Source organism: Haloferax mucosum ATCC BAA-1512 (assembly GCF_000337815.1).
Taxonomy (GTDB): domain Archaea; phylum Halobacteriota; class Halobacteria; order Halobacteriales; family Haloferacaceae; genus Haloferax; species Haloferax mucosum.
In genome coordinates this window covers 181,138-194,942 of sequence record NZ_AOLN01000006.1, presented here as the reverse complement: position 1 = coordinate 194,942, position 13,805 = coordinate 181,138, and the positions used below count along the sequence as shown (strand labels likewise).

The window sequence follows — 13,805 nt, the reverse complement described above, 5'->3', positions numbered from 1 at the left end:
CTAGCTTCTCGTTCGATGGATTGACAGGTGGCGCTAAAATGGGGTGAACGATACAACAGTAACTGTCTGGTATATCGTGAAGATTTCCATAAGACGGTAGAATCACCGCCTTCTGAGAATTCGCCCCCGACGGCGTTCTCACCGTGTTGGTATCGGTCGTCAGTCGTCGGAAACGGCGGCTTGCTCGGTCGAGTCGGCGAGCGTTCCTTCGTTGGTGGGGTCGAAAAGCGGACTCTGTTCGCCCGGCGCAAACGTGTTGAGCACGAGCGCCGTGAGTGCAGTGATGATGACCGGCTGGCCGAAGAACGTCTGAGCCGCCGTCGGAAGCCCGTTCAGCGCTTCGGGTGTCGTGGCGACGCCGAGACCGAGACCGAGGGAGGCCGCGGCGACGACCATGTTCCGGCGGTCGAGCGTCGTATGGACGAAAATGAGGCGTACGCCGCTCGCGGCGACCATCCCGGCCATCAGGACGACAGCCCCGCCGAAGACGGCGCTCGGAATCGTCGTGACAGCCGCGCCGACTTTGGGGCTGAGACCCAAGATTGCGAGGATAACCCCGGCGATGCCGACCACGTGGCGGCTCATGACGCCCGTGAAGTTGACGATACCCACGTTCTGCGAGAACGACGTGACGGGGAACGCACCGAAGACCGATGCGAGCGAACTCAGCAGTCCGTCCGTCAACAAGCCACCGCGGAACTCCTCGTCGGTCGGGTTGCGTCCCTCCGCGGCCGTGATGCCCGACATGTCGCCGACGGTCTCCATCGCGGACACCAAAAAGAGGAAGGCAAACGTGACGATAGGAACCGGTTCGAACGACAGGCCGAACGCGCCGGGGTGTGGGATTGCGAACCACGCGGCGGTGGCGACCGGTCCCCAATCGACGACGCCGAGCGGGATGGCGGCGACGTAGCCGACCGCGATGCCGGCGAGCGTGCTCAGGAGGCGCGTGACGCCCGTCGTAAAGAGGTTGAGCGCGATTGCGACGCCGAGGACGAGCGCCGCGAGACCGATGTTGTAGACCGCACCGTAGTCGGCCGCACCGACTCCGCCAGCCGAGTAATCCATCCCGACGGGGACGAGATAGAGACCGATGATGGCGACGACTAATCCGGTCACGAGCGGCGGGAAGAAGGATTTGATGCGTTTGAACTGCCAGCCGATGAGTCCCTCGACGACGAATCCGGTGACGAGCACCGCGCCGAAAACCGCGCTCAAACCGTAGGTGTCGCCAATCGTCGCCGCCGCGCCGACGAAGGTGAAACTCGTTCCCATCACGATGGGGAGTCGAGACCCGACCGGTCCGACAGTGTAGGACTGTACGACGGTCGCCAGCCCCGAAAACAGGAGCACCATCTGGACGATGTAGGCCGTGTTCGCCGCATCGAGACCGACTTCACCCGCGACGATGAACGCGACCGCGGTCGCCGGCACAATCATCACCGAAACGTGCTGTATCCCCAAAAGAATCGACTCCAGCCACGGCGGCCGGTCGTCGAGTTCGTATTCGAGGTCGATTTCCCCGCTCTCGTCGGCTGACATCTATACTCCCCACCAGCGGGGTGTTGTAAATAATAGTTTCGCGTTCGAGCGTATTTTTGGTGTTCTTACTGGTAACTATATTCAAATTCATGCATATTTTGTCGCTTCCACACCCTCAGAACCCCGGCGTGCGACCCGGCTCGGCAGATAACGGTAGTATAGCTGTCACAACTGGGTGCGTGTGCGGACAGAGACAGAGCGAACCCAAGTGAAATAGAACGAACCCGAGCAGGCCGACGAACGACGAACGATGGACTGACGGATATCGAGTCGGTGAGTTACTGAGCCGGTGAGTCAGTACGTTGCTGAGCTGACGAACTGACCACCGTGTTCGCAGGTCAATCAGTGAATCGTCACTTCGAAGTCCTCGACGCTGATGTCGATGAGACTCGTTGCCTCGTAGTCGGTGTCGTCGAGGGCGGTCTCGCCGACCTTTCGGATGGCGACGACGATATCGGAGATATCCGCACCGATGTCGTCGAGTGCGTCGCAGATGGCCGCGAGTGTGCCGCCGGTCGAAAGGAGGTCATCGACGACGAGCACGCGGTCGCCCGCTTCGATATCGTTGATGTACATCTCAGATTCGGAGTAGCCGGTTGTTTGATGGAGCGCGACTTCTCCGTCCAGACCGTATTCGCGCTTGCGGATGACGACGAGCGGGATATCCGTCTGTAAGGAGAGCGCCGTGGCGATGTGGATGCCCATCGCCTCCGGAGCGACGATTTTGTCCACGTCGAGGTCGGCCGCGCGAGCGATGCCGACGACAACCTCTCGAAGCAGTTCGGGGTCGAGCATCGGCACGCCGTTGCTAATCGGGTGAACGAGGTAGTGGTAGCCGTCTTTGTCGATGATGGGCGCGTCGTGCAGGGACTGTTTGAGCTGTTGCATAGCGTCCGTTTTACCAATCGGCGGAAAAGTGATTCGCTCTGTGAAAGCGGCGCGTCGGTCGCATCGGTCACGTCGGCTTCGTCACCAGCGTCACCGAACGCGATTCCCACCCAACGCACGCCGTCACGTTTCCGACACATCACCTCGCTTGAAGCATCAACACTCTCGAAGCACGTCTTCGAGGGCACCGAAACCGAGATTATCTACCTGCCGCACATCGCCGAGACGCTGTTCGATACCTATCCGGAGAAAGCAACTGAAGCGGTCGAAAGCGGCCACCTGACGCTTCGGACCCGCGACGACCTCCCGTACGGACTTGCGCTCTTCGACGACCGTGTTGGAATCGGCGGCTACGACGAATCGACGGGCATGATGGAGGTGTTTGTCGATACCGGGCCGCCTATCGCCCGCGAGTGGGCCGAACGTGTGTATGCGTCGGTCCGGGCGGATTCGACGCTCCTCGGTGCGTACGGACCGCTCGAAGCAGAACGTCAGTTCGGGCTTTTAGTATCGTCTGGGGTCGGTATGAATGGCCTCGGCACTCATAGGGCTCCGCATCACCGAGTGCCTAGTTCGGTTCGGAACGGTGCCGTCGTCATCGGCCATCCCGGTATCGGCCCGCAACCGAGTAATCACCATCGGTCTCTACTGAGTTAGTCACGCCGTTTCCAACACCGAGACATCGATTTGCGGGTACTGTCGCGCGTCAGAGTTGGCGAGCGACCCTTCGCCCGAGACGACACCCCAAATTCTGACGCGCTCGGTGTCGAGCAGTCGAAAGCCGGTCTCGCTGTCGAAGAACGTCCCCGCGGGCCAGCGGGCGACGACGTCGCCGCGAAGCCGACCCGTCGAATCTTCGACGGCGATAGTCGCAAACCGCGTCTCAGCCCGTTCTATCGTCTGTTCGACGCGGCCGGTGTACGTGACGGCTGTTCCGGTGTACGTTGTGGGTTCTGCCTTGAGGTCGTCGTAGGGAATCGTCGTCGCGTTTGCGGGTGTCCTCGGTGTCGTCGTCTTGTTTGGCAACGCTGTGTCGTCGGAGAGCGGTTGCGGCGTCGGCATCGACCACTCGACCGTCGGCAGGGAGACCAGCCCCCGGTCGATAGCGACGTACGCCACTGCCCCGCCAGTAGCGAGCGTGCCGATGCCTGCGAGCGCCGCGCGGCGAGAGATACCACCGTCGTCGGCTCGGCCATTCTCGTTGCGCTTCCCGAGAAGGGTTCTGTCGTCTTCGTCGGTGACGCGCTCGACGAGCCTGTTCATCACGACCTGCTCGTCGTCTTCGTTCGCAAGCTCTCGAACGAAGGATTCGACGCCGGTTTCGCGGACTTCGACGGCGACGGCCGAGGCGGTGAGTGCGACCAGCTTCGGTTGGTGTGCGTCGTCTCCGAGTCGGCCACGGCCGACCGTGGCTACGTACGGCTCGGTACCGGCGCGCGTGCAGTGCCTGACGAACGCGCTCGTCATGTCTGCGGTGATAGTTCTGGTTGACGTAATCCAGATGCGGACCGTCCGATACGCGCCGCCTGGCGTCTCGCCTTTGGCTTCGACCTCGACGTCCGGGCCGTGAAGCCTGACTCGCGTCTCGTAGCCTCGCGCCGTCCAGATTCGCTCCAAGATGGCCGCGAGTTCGACATCGGAGCAGTCGCCGATAACCGACCCGAGCGGCGGTTCACTCATGCACCCGACGATGGGGGTCGAAACTGTTAGCTGTTGGCGTTCGGTTCTCGCCACTGAGAAAGCGTGCTTCTTTTGGGCCGAAACAGGTAACATTCTGAATCTATCGGTATCGACTTCGAAAACGGCTCAGTCGAGTCGCTCGCGTGCGGCGGCGACCAAAAGCGGGAGCATAATCGTCGCATCGCCGAGGACCGTCGTGTTTCGGGCGTCTTTCTCCAGTTTCCCCCACGAACGAGCCTCGTCGAGGGTCGCACCGGAGAGCCCGCCGGTCGCCGCGGGGTCCATCGTAATCTGTACGCCGTAGTCGTACGCGCCGGGCGTGACGAGCATCGTCTGGAGCGTGAAGTTCTTCGGGACGCCACCGCCGACGAGGAGACAGCCGGCTTTGTCGGCGTCGTACGCGAGGTCCGTAAGCGGCGTCATGTCCGAGAGGGCGTCAAGCGAGAACGACGAGGTCTGGGAGTACATCCACGCCTGCAGGCCGAGCACGGAGTCTTGTACTGCCGGGCAGTAGATGGGTACGTCGGATTCGTAGGCCGCGGCGGCGACGCCGGCGTCCTCTTCGATTCCCTCACGCTCGTTGACCTCGCTGTTGGCGCGGCCGAGTTCGCGGCAGAGTCGTTCGATGCTGACGAGTCCCTCTTCTTCGAGTGGCGGGAAGACCTCGTCTCGAAGGTGTGACTCGAACAGCGCGAAGTACTCCTGTGGGAGGTAGACGTTGTAGATGCGGTCGACCTCTTCGTCCCGAAGGGTCTCGTCGTGCTCTCGGTTCGTCTTTTCGTCGTGGTGCCCGGCGGCGTGTTCCCGCGAGCCGTTCGAGTGAGAGCTGGACGGGTCCGGATGTGCCTGACCGTGGTGGTGCTTGCCGCCGATTGCCTCGATAGCATCGTGGGTCAGGTTCGCACCCGTCGTCACGAGCGCGTCAACGTAGCCGTCGCGGATGAGGTCGGAGACGACTTTGCGCATTCCGGCCGGGACCATCGCACCGGCGAGCGACATGAAGACAGTGCAGTCCTCGTCGGCCAGCATCTCGGCGTAGATGTCGGCCGCTTCGTGAACGTCGGCCGCGCCGATTCCCGCGTGGCCGTACTGTTCGACGAGTTCGCCGACGGTCATGCCGCCGTGCACCTCGGCGTGGCCCAACGGGTCGTGTTGAAACTCCTCTCGGTGCGGCATCTCGTAGCCGCCCTCGTCTGCTTCGTGGTCGCTTTCTGCCACCTCGTGGTCGTCCGCAGTCTCCTTGTGGCCACCCGCGGTCTCCTCGTGGTCGCTCATGGGATGGTGTGCGACGGCCGAGTGTTTGAACGCCCCGGTCTGGTGAGGGTGTACGCTGGTGCTCTGTCGTTCGGCGGTGTGTGGCTGTATTTCCGGGGTCTCTTTCGCCGTTCCGCCGCTCGCAGTGCGCCCGGCGCTTGTTTGCATTCGTTGCGGCTTGCAAACGCGCCAATCGTGAGCCGGAGTCCGGTTTCACTGCGAGGTTCGTCGTTGGCGGTGCGCTATAGCCCGGTCGGGTGGCTGATGTACTCGGTGTCCAGTCCCATCTCGTCTGCGAGTTCTTGGAGGCTCCGAACGCCGAACGTCTCGGTCGCGTAGTGTCCGGCGAGGAAGACCGAAATGCCGGCTTCACGCGCTTCGTGGTACACCTTTTGTTTTCCTTCACCGGTGACGAGCGCATCGACGCCGCGGTCGATGGCTTCGTCGAGCCAATCTACACCCGAACCGGTGACGATGGCGACCTCCGAGAGTTCGTCGGGACCGAAGTCCAGTACGTTCGTCCCCTCGTTGCCGTCGAAGGAATCGAGCGTGGCTCGCACTTCGTCGGTCGTCTTCGGCGACTCGAAGGTCCCGGCCTGCCCGATGTGAATCGGACCGATTTCCCCGAACGGCGCGCGGTCCACGAGACCGAGGCGGTCGGCGACACCCGCCGCGTTGCCGACCGTTTGGTGCCCGTCGAGCGGGAGGTGCGAGACGTAGAGCGAGAGGTCGTTGCGAATCAGCGGTTCGACGCGGGAGAAGTTCCGCCCGGTCAGGCGGTCGAGACCGCCCCAGACGAGTCCGTGATGCGTGACGAGTAGATCGGCATCGGCGTCGATGGCGGCGTCGATAGTCGCGTCCGCGGCATCGACGGCGAACGCGACCGTCTCGACGGATTTATCGTCGGGACCGACCTGCAACCCGTTCGCGCTGGCGTCCACGTCGGCGAAGTCGGCGGTTGCGAGCGTCTCGTCGAACTCGGAGACGATATCGGAGAGGTGCATACTGGCCAGTCGTGATTCGGCAACTTGTAAGAAACGGGACGCGGCCGACCCGACGACCGACCGAGTGCAGGTGCGGACTCAGTCGGCCGCGTCGGCGTGCGAAAAGACGAACTCTCTGAGTAGTTTCGCCGCCAACGACGCCGATTGCCCGTCGTCGCGGTCGTTGACTTCGACGACATCGAACCCGTCTGCGTGAGAGGCGACCGCCCGAACCACGTCGCGCATCTCACGCGAGGTGAGACCGAACGGCTCTTTGGTCCCGGTTCCGGGTGCGAACGCCGGGTCCGCGGCGTCGATATCGACGCTCAGATAGACCGACTCGTCGTCGAACTCCGGTTCCCAGTCGGCGACTGCCTCGGGTTCGACGAGCGTCACGTCGGCCGCGTCGGCGCGTTCCCATTCGTCTGGCGACCCGGTTCGAGCGCCGAGGATGACCGCTTCGTCAACGTCGAGTTCGTCGAGGACGCGACGCGTGATGGTTGCGTGACTCCACTCGTTGCCGTCGTACTCGCGCCGGAGGTCGAGGTGGGCGTCGAGACAGACGAACACGTCCGGTTCGACGCCGGTGACGCCAGCGGCGGTGACGGTGTGTTCGCCGCCGATGACGAGCGGGACCGCGTCGTCCCACACGGCATCGCGGACGCTCCCGGAGAGCCAGTCGATGTAGTCAGGTGCGTCGTCCCACGCGCGGATGTCACCCGCGTCGTGGACGCACAACTCGGTGAAAAACTGGTCGGTGCGCCGGTCGTAATCGTCGAACGACTCGGCGAACCGACGGATGCGATTCGGTCCGAAACGGGTTCCGGGTTGGAATGACGTCGAGATGTCGAGCGGAGCGCCAACGATAACGTAGTCAGCGACCTCGCGGTCCGCTGTGGCTCCGGGAAACATCTCTGTGGCCCCCGTTTAGACGATCTTTCGCTGGCCTTCGTATTCGAGGTACTCGATCTCGTCTTCGGGGTTGAGGTCTTCTTCCTCAGGGATACGCATCGTGAACGTCTGGTAGGTTTCGAGGTCCATGATCTGGGCGTCCTCACCGGTGACGGAGACGACCTGCCCCTGCTTTCGCTCGATAATCGGAACCCACACCTTCGCGTCAACAGGCTGGGAGAGCGAGCGCTTCTTGCTGTCGAAGACGCCGCGGGCTTCGACGCGTGCCTTCGCGCTACCGTGCTTGCCGGGCTTTGCGGTACTGTACCCGTAGATTTTGCACGGCTTTTCTTCCATCATGACGTAGCTTCCTTCTTGGAGCTCTCGCACCTGCTTCTGCTCTTTCGCCATGTCCACTCGTTATCGGATGGAGGGTATAAACGGTTTGGAACCGTCTTCGCACGCGAAGCCTTCTCGTGGGCGTCGTAGACCCGCGAACGCGACGCTTACGCGTCTTCGACTGCTTCGACTTCCGCCATCGACGGGTCGAACCACGTGCCGGTGGCGTCGCGGCGAGCGAGACTCCCAACCATGCCGGATGCGACGTTAGGCAGTGCAAGCGCCAACATGATGGCCGTCGTGAGTTCTCCCGGCGTCTCGAACATCGGAATGAGGTACTGGAACGGAAAGAGAATCGGCGTTTGATTGAGGAACGTCAGGAGAATCGAGATAGGCATGAGCAAACAGCCCCAGACGACGCCAGCCATCAGTCCGTGCCAGCCACCGTCGGCAGGGTCGGTCCCGACGACGTAGCCGGTGAGCGCGCTCCCCGTGACGCCACCGACGAGCGTGAACTGTCCGGTCATTCCGTAGACGAGCGCTTCGGTACACGCGGCAAGGCACACCCCAACGGTCACCGGCCGCCACTCCGTCATACCCCGGGTTACTTCACGAACGAGAATAAACTTATGTGCCTGATTCTCACGTTTGATTACTCTTCGCGCTGTTGTCGGAGGTTCTGTCTGGTGAATTGAGGTGTTGCGCGGATGCCTTTTTGCCTTCGGAACGACCACCACAGGAGGACGGTGACGAGCGCCGTCGGCACGCCTGCGACACCGACTGCGACGAGGTTCTCCGGGTTCAGCGCGTAGATGATGACCGTCGAAACGAACCCGAACGACAGGAAGATGCCGTATATGAGCCGTTTTGCCAGTCGGTCGAGGACGCCTTTGTTGTCTTCGAGGCGGACGTTGACGGTCAGGTTGTCGCGGTCGGCCCGGTCGAGGACGCGCTCCAGTTTCGGCGGCACGCGAACCAGCGATTGGGCGGTCTGTTGACCCTGCTGGCCGAAGCTTTCGATAATCTTCTGGATGCTCTCTTCGCGGTAGCCTTCCTCGGTCAGATAGTCGGTCGCCACCGAGATGAAGTCGAAATCCGGGTCGAGCGTGACACAGACACCCTCGACCACGCCCGCGACGCGAAGGACGAGTGCGAGGTTCCGTGGGAGTCGAAGCGGGAACTCGTAGATGGTCGATTCGACCTGTTCGAGGATTTGGTTGACGCGGTACTGCTCGATATCGTCGCCACGGGCGTCGGCGATGGCGAGTTCCATCACGTCGCCCATCACCTGTCGGTCAACGTTGGGGCTGAGCGTCCCCATCTCGATGAGCGTGTCGAGGATACCGTCAACGTCCTGATTGGCGACGGCGATGTAGAACTCCACGATTTTGTCTTGGATAAACGGGTCAACTTCGCCGTGCATCCCGAAGTCGTAGAAGATGATTCGCCCCTCGTCTGTGACAGAGAGGTTCCCCGGGTGCGGGTCGGCGTGGAAGACGCCGTCTTCGACGATCATCTGGAGGTAGATGCGCTGGAGGTTCGTCGCCAACTCGGTTCGGTCGATGCCGAGTTCGTCCAGCGCGGCGACGTTGTTTATTTTCGTTCCCGGAAGGTACTCCATCGTGAGGACGCGGTCGTCCGAGCGCTCGTCGATGGGTTCGGGAATGACGAGCGTGTCGTCGCCTTCGAAGTTCTCCTGAATCTGTTGAAGCGTCTCGGCTTCTTCAGCGTAATCCATCTCTTCGCGGATGGTCTTGGCGAACTCGTCGGCGAGGTTTTCGAGCGAGAACGCTCTGCCCTGCCCGATAAATCGCATGAGGAGCGGAAGCGACCACCGAATCACCCGGAGGTCGGCTTCGACGAGTTCCTCGATACCCGGGCGTCGGACCTTGACGGCGACTTTCTCGCCTTCGTACTCGGCGACGTACACTTGTCCGAGACTCGCGCCGCTTATCGGGTCGGTGTCGAACGAGTCGAACGCCTCTTCGACCGGGCCGAGTTCGTCTTCGAGCACGACTTTCGATTCGGACCACGGCGCGGGAGGCACGTCGTCTTGAAGGCTTCCGAGCACCTCGATGTACTGCGGCGGGAGGATGTCGGGGCGTGTCGAAAGCAACTGCCCGAGTTTGATAAACGTCGGCCCGAGCGTCAGTAGTGACTCGAGGAGCACTTCGGCGCGTTCGACGCGCATCTCCGAAGAGACGCGACGCGTGCCACCGAAGAGGAGATACTTCCGCTTGTCACGGGTGTACGCGACGATGAGCGGGAAGAACTGGTACAGGACGACGAGGAACCGCCAGTAGGCGCGGAGATTGACCAGCGTGACCACCCGCCTCGTCAGGCGTCGTCGCCAGAGTTATGCTGACGGTCCGACGAGGGTTCGTCGTCAACGCCGCCGGATTCGTGCTGGCCGGCTGTTTCGGTCCTCTCGGAAGCGTCGTCGGTGAGTATGGGTATCGTCCGCTCCGGGGCGGCCTCGCGCTTGGGAAGGCGGATTTCGAGGGTCCCACGCTCCATCGACGCCTCGGCCTCGTCGGCCACCGCGTCCGGCGGTAACGGAAGTTCGGCATCGAGAAACAGCGGACGTTCCTCGCGGACGTAGTCGAACTCCGGCGGGAGTTGCTTGTCGCGTCGCGCTTCGACGACCAATCGGCCCTTCTCGACCCGGAGGTCGGCCGTCTCGCCGGTCACTCCGGGGAGGTCGATGACCAGGAGGTACGACGTCTCGGATTCCAACAGGTCGGCGAACACCGCGTCCGGGAGTTCGGACAGCGCGTCGCGCAGTGTTGACATGACTGCCCATAAGGAGGCGGGGTCGAAAAACCCGGCGGTCCCGCGCGGGCGCGAGAGCGCTAAATGCGGTAAATTCGGCCGCCACATCGCCTGCTCGGTCGTGACGGCGGGACCTGACAGGTGTGCCGACGCGGCCGTCGAACTCGCCGCAGTGACCGACGCTTTTTGTCCGTCCCGCCGAAGTGACGGTATGACTCACGACGACCGACGCGCGGCCGGGTTCAAAGCACGGACTCGTTTGGCCGACGCCCGCGAGACGGTTCTCGCGGCGGTCTCACCACACGGACGGACCGAACGTCGCCCGCTCAGCGAGGCCGACGGGCGGGCGCTCGCTGAACCCGTCGTCGCACCCGTTGACGTGCCCGGCTACGACCGCGCCGCGGTTGACGGCTATGCGGTCCGCGCGAGCGATACGTTCGGTGCGAGCGGTCGGTCGCCGGCCGTTCTCCGGGTTACAAACGACGCAGTCGGTCCGGGAACGGCAACCCGCGTCCACACGGGAAGCGAACTTCCGGACGGTGCCGACGCCGTCGTGATGGTCGAAACGACAGAGCGCGTCGGCGACGACCTCGAAGTGTTCTCCTCGCTCGCGGCGGGTGAGAACGTCGGTGAACGCGGCGAAGACGTACGCGAGGGCGACACGCTGTTCGACGCGGGACACGAACTCCGGCCGTCAGACCTCGGACTGCTCCGGTCGCTCGGGCTGGAATCTATCACGGTGTTCGAGCGCCCGCACGTCGCCGTCGTCCCGACCGGTGGGGAACTGGTGGACTCCGACCCTGAACCCGGGCAGGTAATCGAGACGAACAGCCTGTCTGTCTCGCGGCTGGTCGAGCGGTGGGGCGGTGCGGCCGCCGCTCGGAGCGCCGTCGCCGACGACGCCGTGTTGCTTCGTGAGGCCATCGAGTCCGACCTCGACGCCGACGTGGTCGTCACCACCGGCGGCTCTTCGGTCGGCGAGCGTGACCTCGTTCCCGACGTGGTGGCCGACCTCGGCGACGTGTTGGTTCACGGCGTCGCGCTCGAACCGGGCCACCCCGTCGCGGTCGGCGTCGTCGAAGACACGCCTGTCGTCGTGCTCCCCGGCTATCCAGTCGCCTGCCTCGTCACCGCCTTCCAGTTCCTTCGCCCGTTGCTCAAACGCGTCGGGTCGCTTTCGAAACGCCCCGTTCCGACAGTCGATGCAACCCTTACGCGGAAGCTTTCGAGTTCGCCCGGTGTCCGGACGTTCGCCCGCGTTCGACTCGACGGCGAGCGCGGCGACCGCACCGCGACCCCCACGCGAACCAGGGGGTCGGGCATTCTCTCCAGCGTCGCACTCTCTGACGGGTGGGTCGTCGTTCCCGAGACGGTCGAAGGCTACGACGAAGGCGAAGCCGTCACTGTCGAGGGCTGGGAGTGGTCTGCATGAGAAAACAGTTCCGCGACCTCGCCTCCCCCGAGGAGGCCCGCGAAACTATCGCGTCGCTCGACGTGACCCCCGATTCGGAGACAGTCCCGCTGTCGGCGGCCCGTGGGCGGGTCCTCGCCGAGCGAATCGACGCCGGGATGGACGTCCCCGGCTTCGACCGCGCGAGCATGGACGGCTATGCGGTCCGCGCCCGGGACACGTTCGGGGCCGACGAGGCCGACCCGGTCGAACTGGAACTCGTCGGCGAGGTTCACGCCGGGTCCGAACCGGACGTGGAAGTCACCTCCGGAACTGCGGTCGAAATTTCGACCGGCGCGGTGATGCCGCCGGGCGCTGACGCCGTCGTCATCGTCGAGCGAACCGACGAACGAGACGGATCGCTTCTCACCTACACCTCGGTCGCGCCGGGCGACAGCGTGATGTCCGCCGGCACCGACATCGCCGCGGGTGCTCGCGCGCTCGGTCCCGGAACGCGGCTCACACCCCGCGAAATCGGCCTGCTCTCAGCGCTCGGCATCGACGACGTGCCCGTCCGCGGGAGACCCGTCGTCGGCATCGTCTCGACTGGTGACGAACTCGTTCGGCCGGGTGACGACCTCCGACCTGAGGCGGGCGAAATCTATGACGTGAACTCCTACACCATCGCCGCGGGCGTCGATGAAGCGGGCGGAGTTCCCAAGCTCTACCCCCACGCGGGCGACGACTACGACGAGATGGAGCGCCTGCTTCGGCAGGCCGCCGACGAGTGCGACCTCGTACTCTCGTCGGGTTCGACCTCGGCAAGCGCGGTCGATGTCATCTACCGCGTCGTCGAAGAACGTGGTGAGTTACTGCTTCACGGCGTCTCCGTCAAGCCCGGCAAGCCGATGCTCGTCGGGACGCTTGGTGAGGGGGGCGCGTACATCGGCTTGCCCGGCTATCCGGTCTCGGCGCTCACGATTTTCCGAACGTTCGCCGCGCCGGCCATCCGCGCCGCCGCTGGCCTGCCGGAACCGCGGATGGCGACCGTCGAGGGGTCGATGGCCGTCCGCGAGCGATACGCCGAGGGTCGGACGCGACTGATGCCGGTCGGACTCGTGACGGGAAGCGCCCCATCGACCGGTGACTCGGTCGCAGACACAAGGAACAACCCCGACGACACCGCGAGCGAGCGACTCGTCTATCCCGTTGACAAGGGGTCGGGCGCGACGACGAGTCTGGTCGAGGCTGACGGCGTGGTCGAAATCCCCGCCGATGTCGAGTACCTCGCCGAGGGCGAGTCCGTCACGGTGCAACTGTTCTCACCGGACGTTCGCCCGCCGGAACTGCTCGGCGTCGGCGAGGACGACCCGGCTCTGTCCCGACTGCTCGACCGCGTGCCGTCGCCGCGGTACCTCCCGTTCGGGTCGCGCGAGGGACTGCGCCGTCTGCGCAACGGAATCCCGGACGTGGCTGTCGTCGCCGGCGAGTACCACGGAGACGACGAAGCGGTCGAACTCGGGTCGTGGACGCGCGAGTGGGGACTCGTCGTCCCCGCCGACAACCCCGACGGCGTGACCGGTCTCGAAAGCCTCGTAGACGACGACCTTCGCTTCGTCAACCGCGACACCAACTCCGGGCTCCGGACCGAACTCGGAAACGCCCTCGCCGCGCTGGCGGAGGCGCGCGACGTCACCAGACACGAACTCGTCGAGGCAATCGAGGGGTTCGAAAACGGCGCGAAGGCGTTCGAGAGTCCCCCCCGCGCTGTCCGCGCCGGCAACGCGGCCGTCGGCTTGGGGCTTCGTGAGACGGCCGCGGCGCTCGAATTGGGCTTCGTCTCACTCGGCGACCAGCGTGTTCGCGTCTTGGCAAATCCCGACCGAACTGGGAAACGGGGTGTGCAGTCGCTCGGCGACGCGCTCGACCGAATCGACGACGTACTTGACGGGCTTACAGGCTTCGAGAAGGTCTGAAGGCAATCGTAACGCTTTACAAATCCCTTCGTTCTCCTTCAGATATTCACGATTCATTGAAGTATAAAATATGTGGAACGTTTTTATCCA

The 13,805-nt window shown here is 63.7% G+C and carries 12 protein-coding genes and 1 pseudogene; 3 read left to right on the top strand and 10 right to left on the bottom strand.

The window, feature by feature from the left end; all coding sequences use genetic code 11:
• Positions 1–159: 159 nt before the first annotated feature.
• Together C440_RS03950 and hpt are read right to left on the bottom strand one after the other, a co-directional pair.
• Positions 160–1,542, bottom strand: a complete 1,383-nt coding sequence (locus tag C440_RS03950; protein WP_008318473.1) for a uracil-xanthine permease family protein — start codon at positions 1,540–1,542, stop codon at positions 160–162.
• A 342-nt stretch (positions 1,543–1,884) separates the two neighbouring features.
• The gene (hpt, locus tag C440_RS03945; protein ID WP_008318471.1) at positions 1,885–2,430 is read right to left on the bottom strand and encodes a hypoxanthine/guanine phosphoribosyltransferase; all 546 of its coding nucleotides are present in this window, start codon (positions 2,428–2,430) and stop codon (positions 1,885–1,887) included.
• Positions 2,431–2,598: 168 nt separating this feature from the next.
• On the opposite strand from hpt, the pseudogene C440_RS18210 reads away from it, so the two are divergent.
• Positions 2,599–2,892: pseudogene (locus C440_RS18210) on the top strand (transcriptional regulator FilR1 domain-containing protein); the annotation flags it as partial.
• Positions 2,893–3,087: 195 nt separating this feature from the next.
• Here the strand turns inward: C440_RS18210 and C440_RS03935 are convergent.
• The 8 genes from C440_RS03935 to C440_RS03900 form a co-directional block, all read right to left on the bottom strand.
• On the bottom strand, positions 3,088–4,110 hold the full coding sequence (locus tag C440_RS03935; protein WP_008318468.1) for a hypothetical protein: 1,023 nt from the start codon (positions 4,108–4,110) through the stop codon (positions 3,088–3,090).
• Positions 4,111–4,236: 126 nt separating this feature from the next.
• A complete protein-coding gene (locus C440_RS03930; RefSeq protein WP_193788391.1) occupies positions 4,237–5,286 on the bottom strand; it encodes a deoxyhypusine synthase in 1,050 nt (349 codons plus the stop codon).
• A gap of 320 nt (positions 5,287–5,606) precedes the next feature.
• Positions 5,607–6,368 carry a Nif3-like dinuclear metal center hexameric protein gene (locus C440_RS03925; RefSeq protein ID WP_008318464.1) on the bottom strand — a complete coding sequence of 254 codons (762 nt, stop codon included), beginning with the start codon at positions 6,366–6,368 and terminating at the stop codon, positions 5,607–5,609.
• Positions 6,369–6,446: 78 nt separating this feature from the next.
• A complete protein-coding gene (gene speB / locus C440_RS03920) occupies positions 6,447–7,259 on the bottom strand; it encodes an agmatinase (RefSeq protein WP_008318463.1) in 813 nt (270 codons plus the stop codon).
• Between the two features lie 15 nt (positions 7,260–7,274).
• Positions 7,275–7,649, bottom strand: a complete 375-nt coding sequence (locus C440_RS03915) for a translation initiation factor IF-5A (RefSeq protein ID WP_008318461.1) — start codon at positions 7,647–7,649, stop codon at positions 7,275–7,277.
• 95 nt (positions 7,650–7,744) lie between these two features.
• On the bottom strand, positions 7,745–8,173 hold the full coding sequence (locus C440_RS03910) for a DUF5518 domain-containing protein (protein ID WP_008318459.1): 429 nt from the start codon (positions 8,171–8,173) through the stop codon (positions 7,745–7,747).
• 56 nt (positions 8,174–8,229) lie between these two features.
• Positions 8,230–9,906 carry an ABC1 kinase family protein gene (locus C440_RS03905; RefSeq protein ID WP_008318457.1) on the bottom strand — a complete coding sequence of 559 codons (1,677 nt, stop codon included), beginning with the start codon at positions 9,904–9,906 and terminating at the stop codon, positions 8,230–8,232.
• Positions 9,907–9,914: 8 nt separating this feature from the next.
• Complete coding sequence (locus C440_RS03900; RefSeq protein WP_008318456.1) at positions 9,915–10,370, bottom strand: Hsp20/alpha crystallin family protein; 456 nt, start codon at positions 10,368–10,370, stop codon at positions 9,915–9,917.
• A gap of 190 nt (positions 10,371–10,560) precedes the next feature.
• Here C440_RS03900 and C440_RS03895 point away from each other — a divergent pair, with 190 nt between their 5' ends.
• Both C440_RS03895 and C440_RS03890 read left to right on the top strand, forming a co-directional pair.
• Entirely contained in the window at positions 10,561–11,781 is a 1,221-nt protein-coding gene (locus C440_RS03895; RefSeq protein ID WP_008318454.1) for a molybdopterin molybdotransferase MoeA, read from the top strand.
• The gene (locus C440_RS03890) at positions 11,778–13,715 is read left to right on the top strand and encodes a molybdopterin biosynthesis protein (RefSeq protein ID WP_008318453.1); all 1,938 of its coding nucleotides are present in this window, start codon (positions 11,778–11,780) and stop codon (positions 13,713–13,715) included. The genes C440_RS03895 and C440_RS03890 overlap by 4 nt, the downstream gene beginning before the upstream one ends.
• The last annotated feature ends 90 nt before the right edge of the window (positions 13,716–13,805 follow it).

What these genes read in the sequence shown, in the direction of transcription:
- C440_RS03915 (WP_008318461.1), bottom strand. Translation starts at nt 7,649, where the DNA reads ATGGCGAAAGAGCAGAAGCAGGTGCGAGAGCTCCAAGAAGGAAGCTAC.
- C440_RS03900 (WP_008318456.1), bottom strand. Translation starts at nt 10,370, where the DNA reads ATGTCAACACTGCGCGACGCGCTGTCCGAACTCCCGGACGCGGTGTTC.
- C440_RS03950 (WP_008318473.1), bottom strand. Translation starts at nt 1,542, where the DNA reads ATGTCAGCCGACGAGAGCGGGGAAATCGACCTCGAATACGAACTCGAC.
- C440_RS03910 (WP_008318459.1), bottom strand. Translation starts at nt 8,173, where the DNA reads ATGACGGAGTGGCGGCCGGTGACCGTTGGGGTGTGCCTTGCCGCGTGT.
- C440_RS03890 (WP_008318453.1), top strand. Translation starts at nt 11,778, where the DNA reads ATGAGAAAACAGTTCCGCGACCTCGCCTCCCCCGAGGAGGCCCGCGAA.
- speB (WP_008318463.1), bottom strand. Translation starts at nt 7,259, where the DNA reads ATGTTTCCCGGAGCCACAGCGGACCGCGAGGTCGCTGACTACGTTATC.
- C440_RS03930 (WP_193788391.1), bottom strand. Translation starts at nt 5,286, where the DNA reads ATGCCGCACCGAGAGGAGTTTCAACACGACCCGTTGGGCCACGCCGAG.
- C440_RS03895 (WP_008318454.1), top strand. Translation starts at nt 10,561, where the DNA reads ATGACTCACGACGACCGACGCGCGGCCGGGTTCAAAGCACGGACTCGT.
- C440_RS03925 (WP_008318464.1), bottom strand. Translation starts at nt 6,368, where the DNA reads ATGCACCTCTCCGATATCGTCTCCGAGTTCGACGAGACGCTCGCAACC.
- hpt (WP_008318471.1), bottom strand. Translation starts at nt 2,430, where the DNA reads ATGCAACAGCTCAAACAGTCCCTGCACGACGCGCCCATCATCGACAAA.
- C440_RS03935 (WP_008318468.1), bottom strand. Translation starts at nt 4,110, where the DNA reads ATGAGTGAACCGCCGCTCGGGTCGGTTATCGGCGACTGCTCCGATGTC.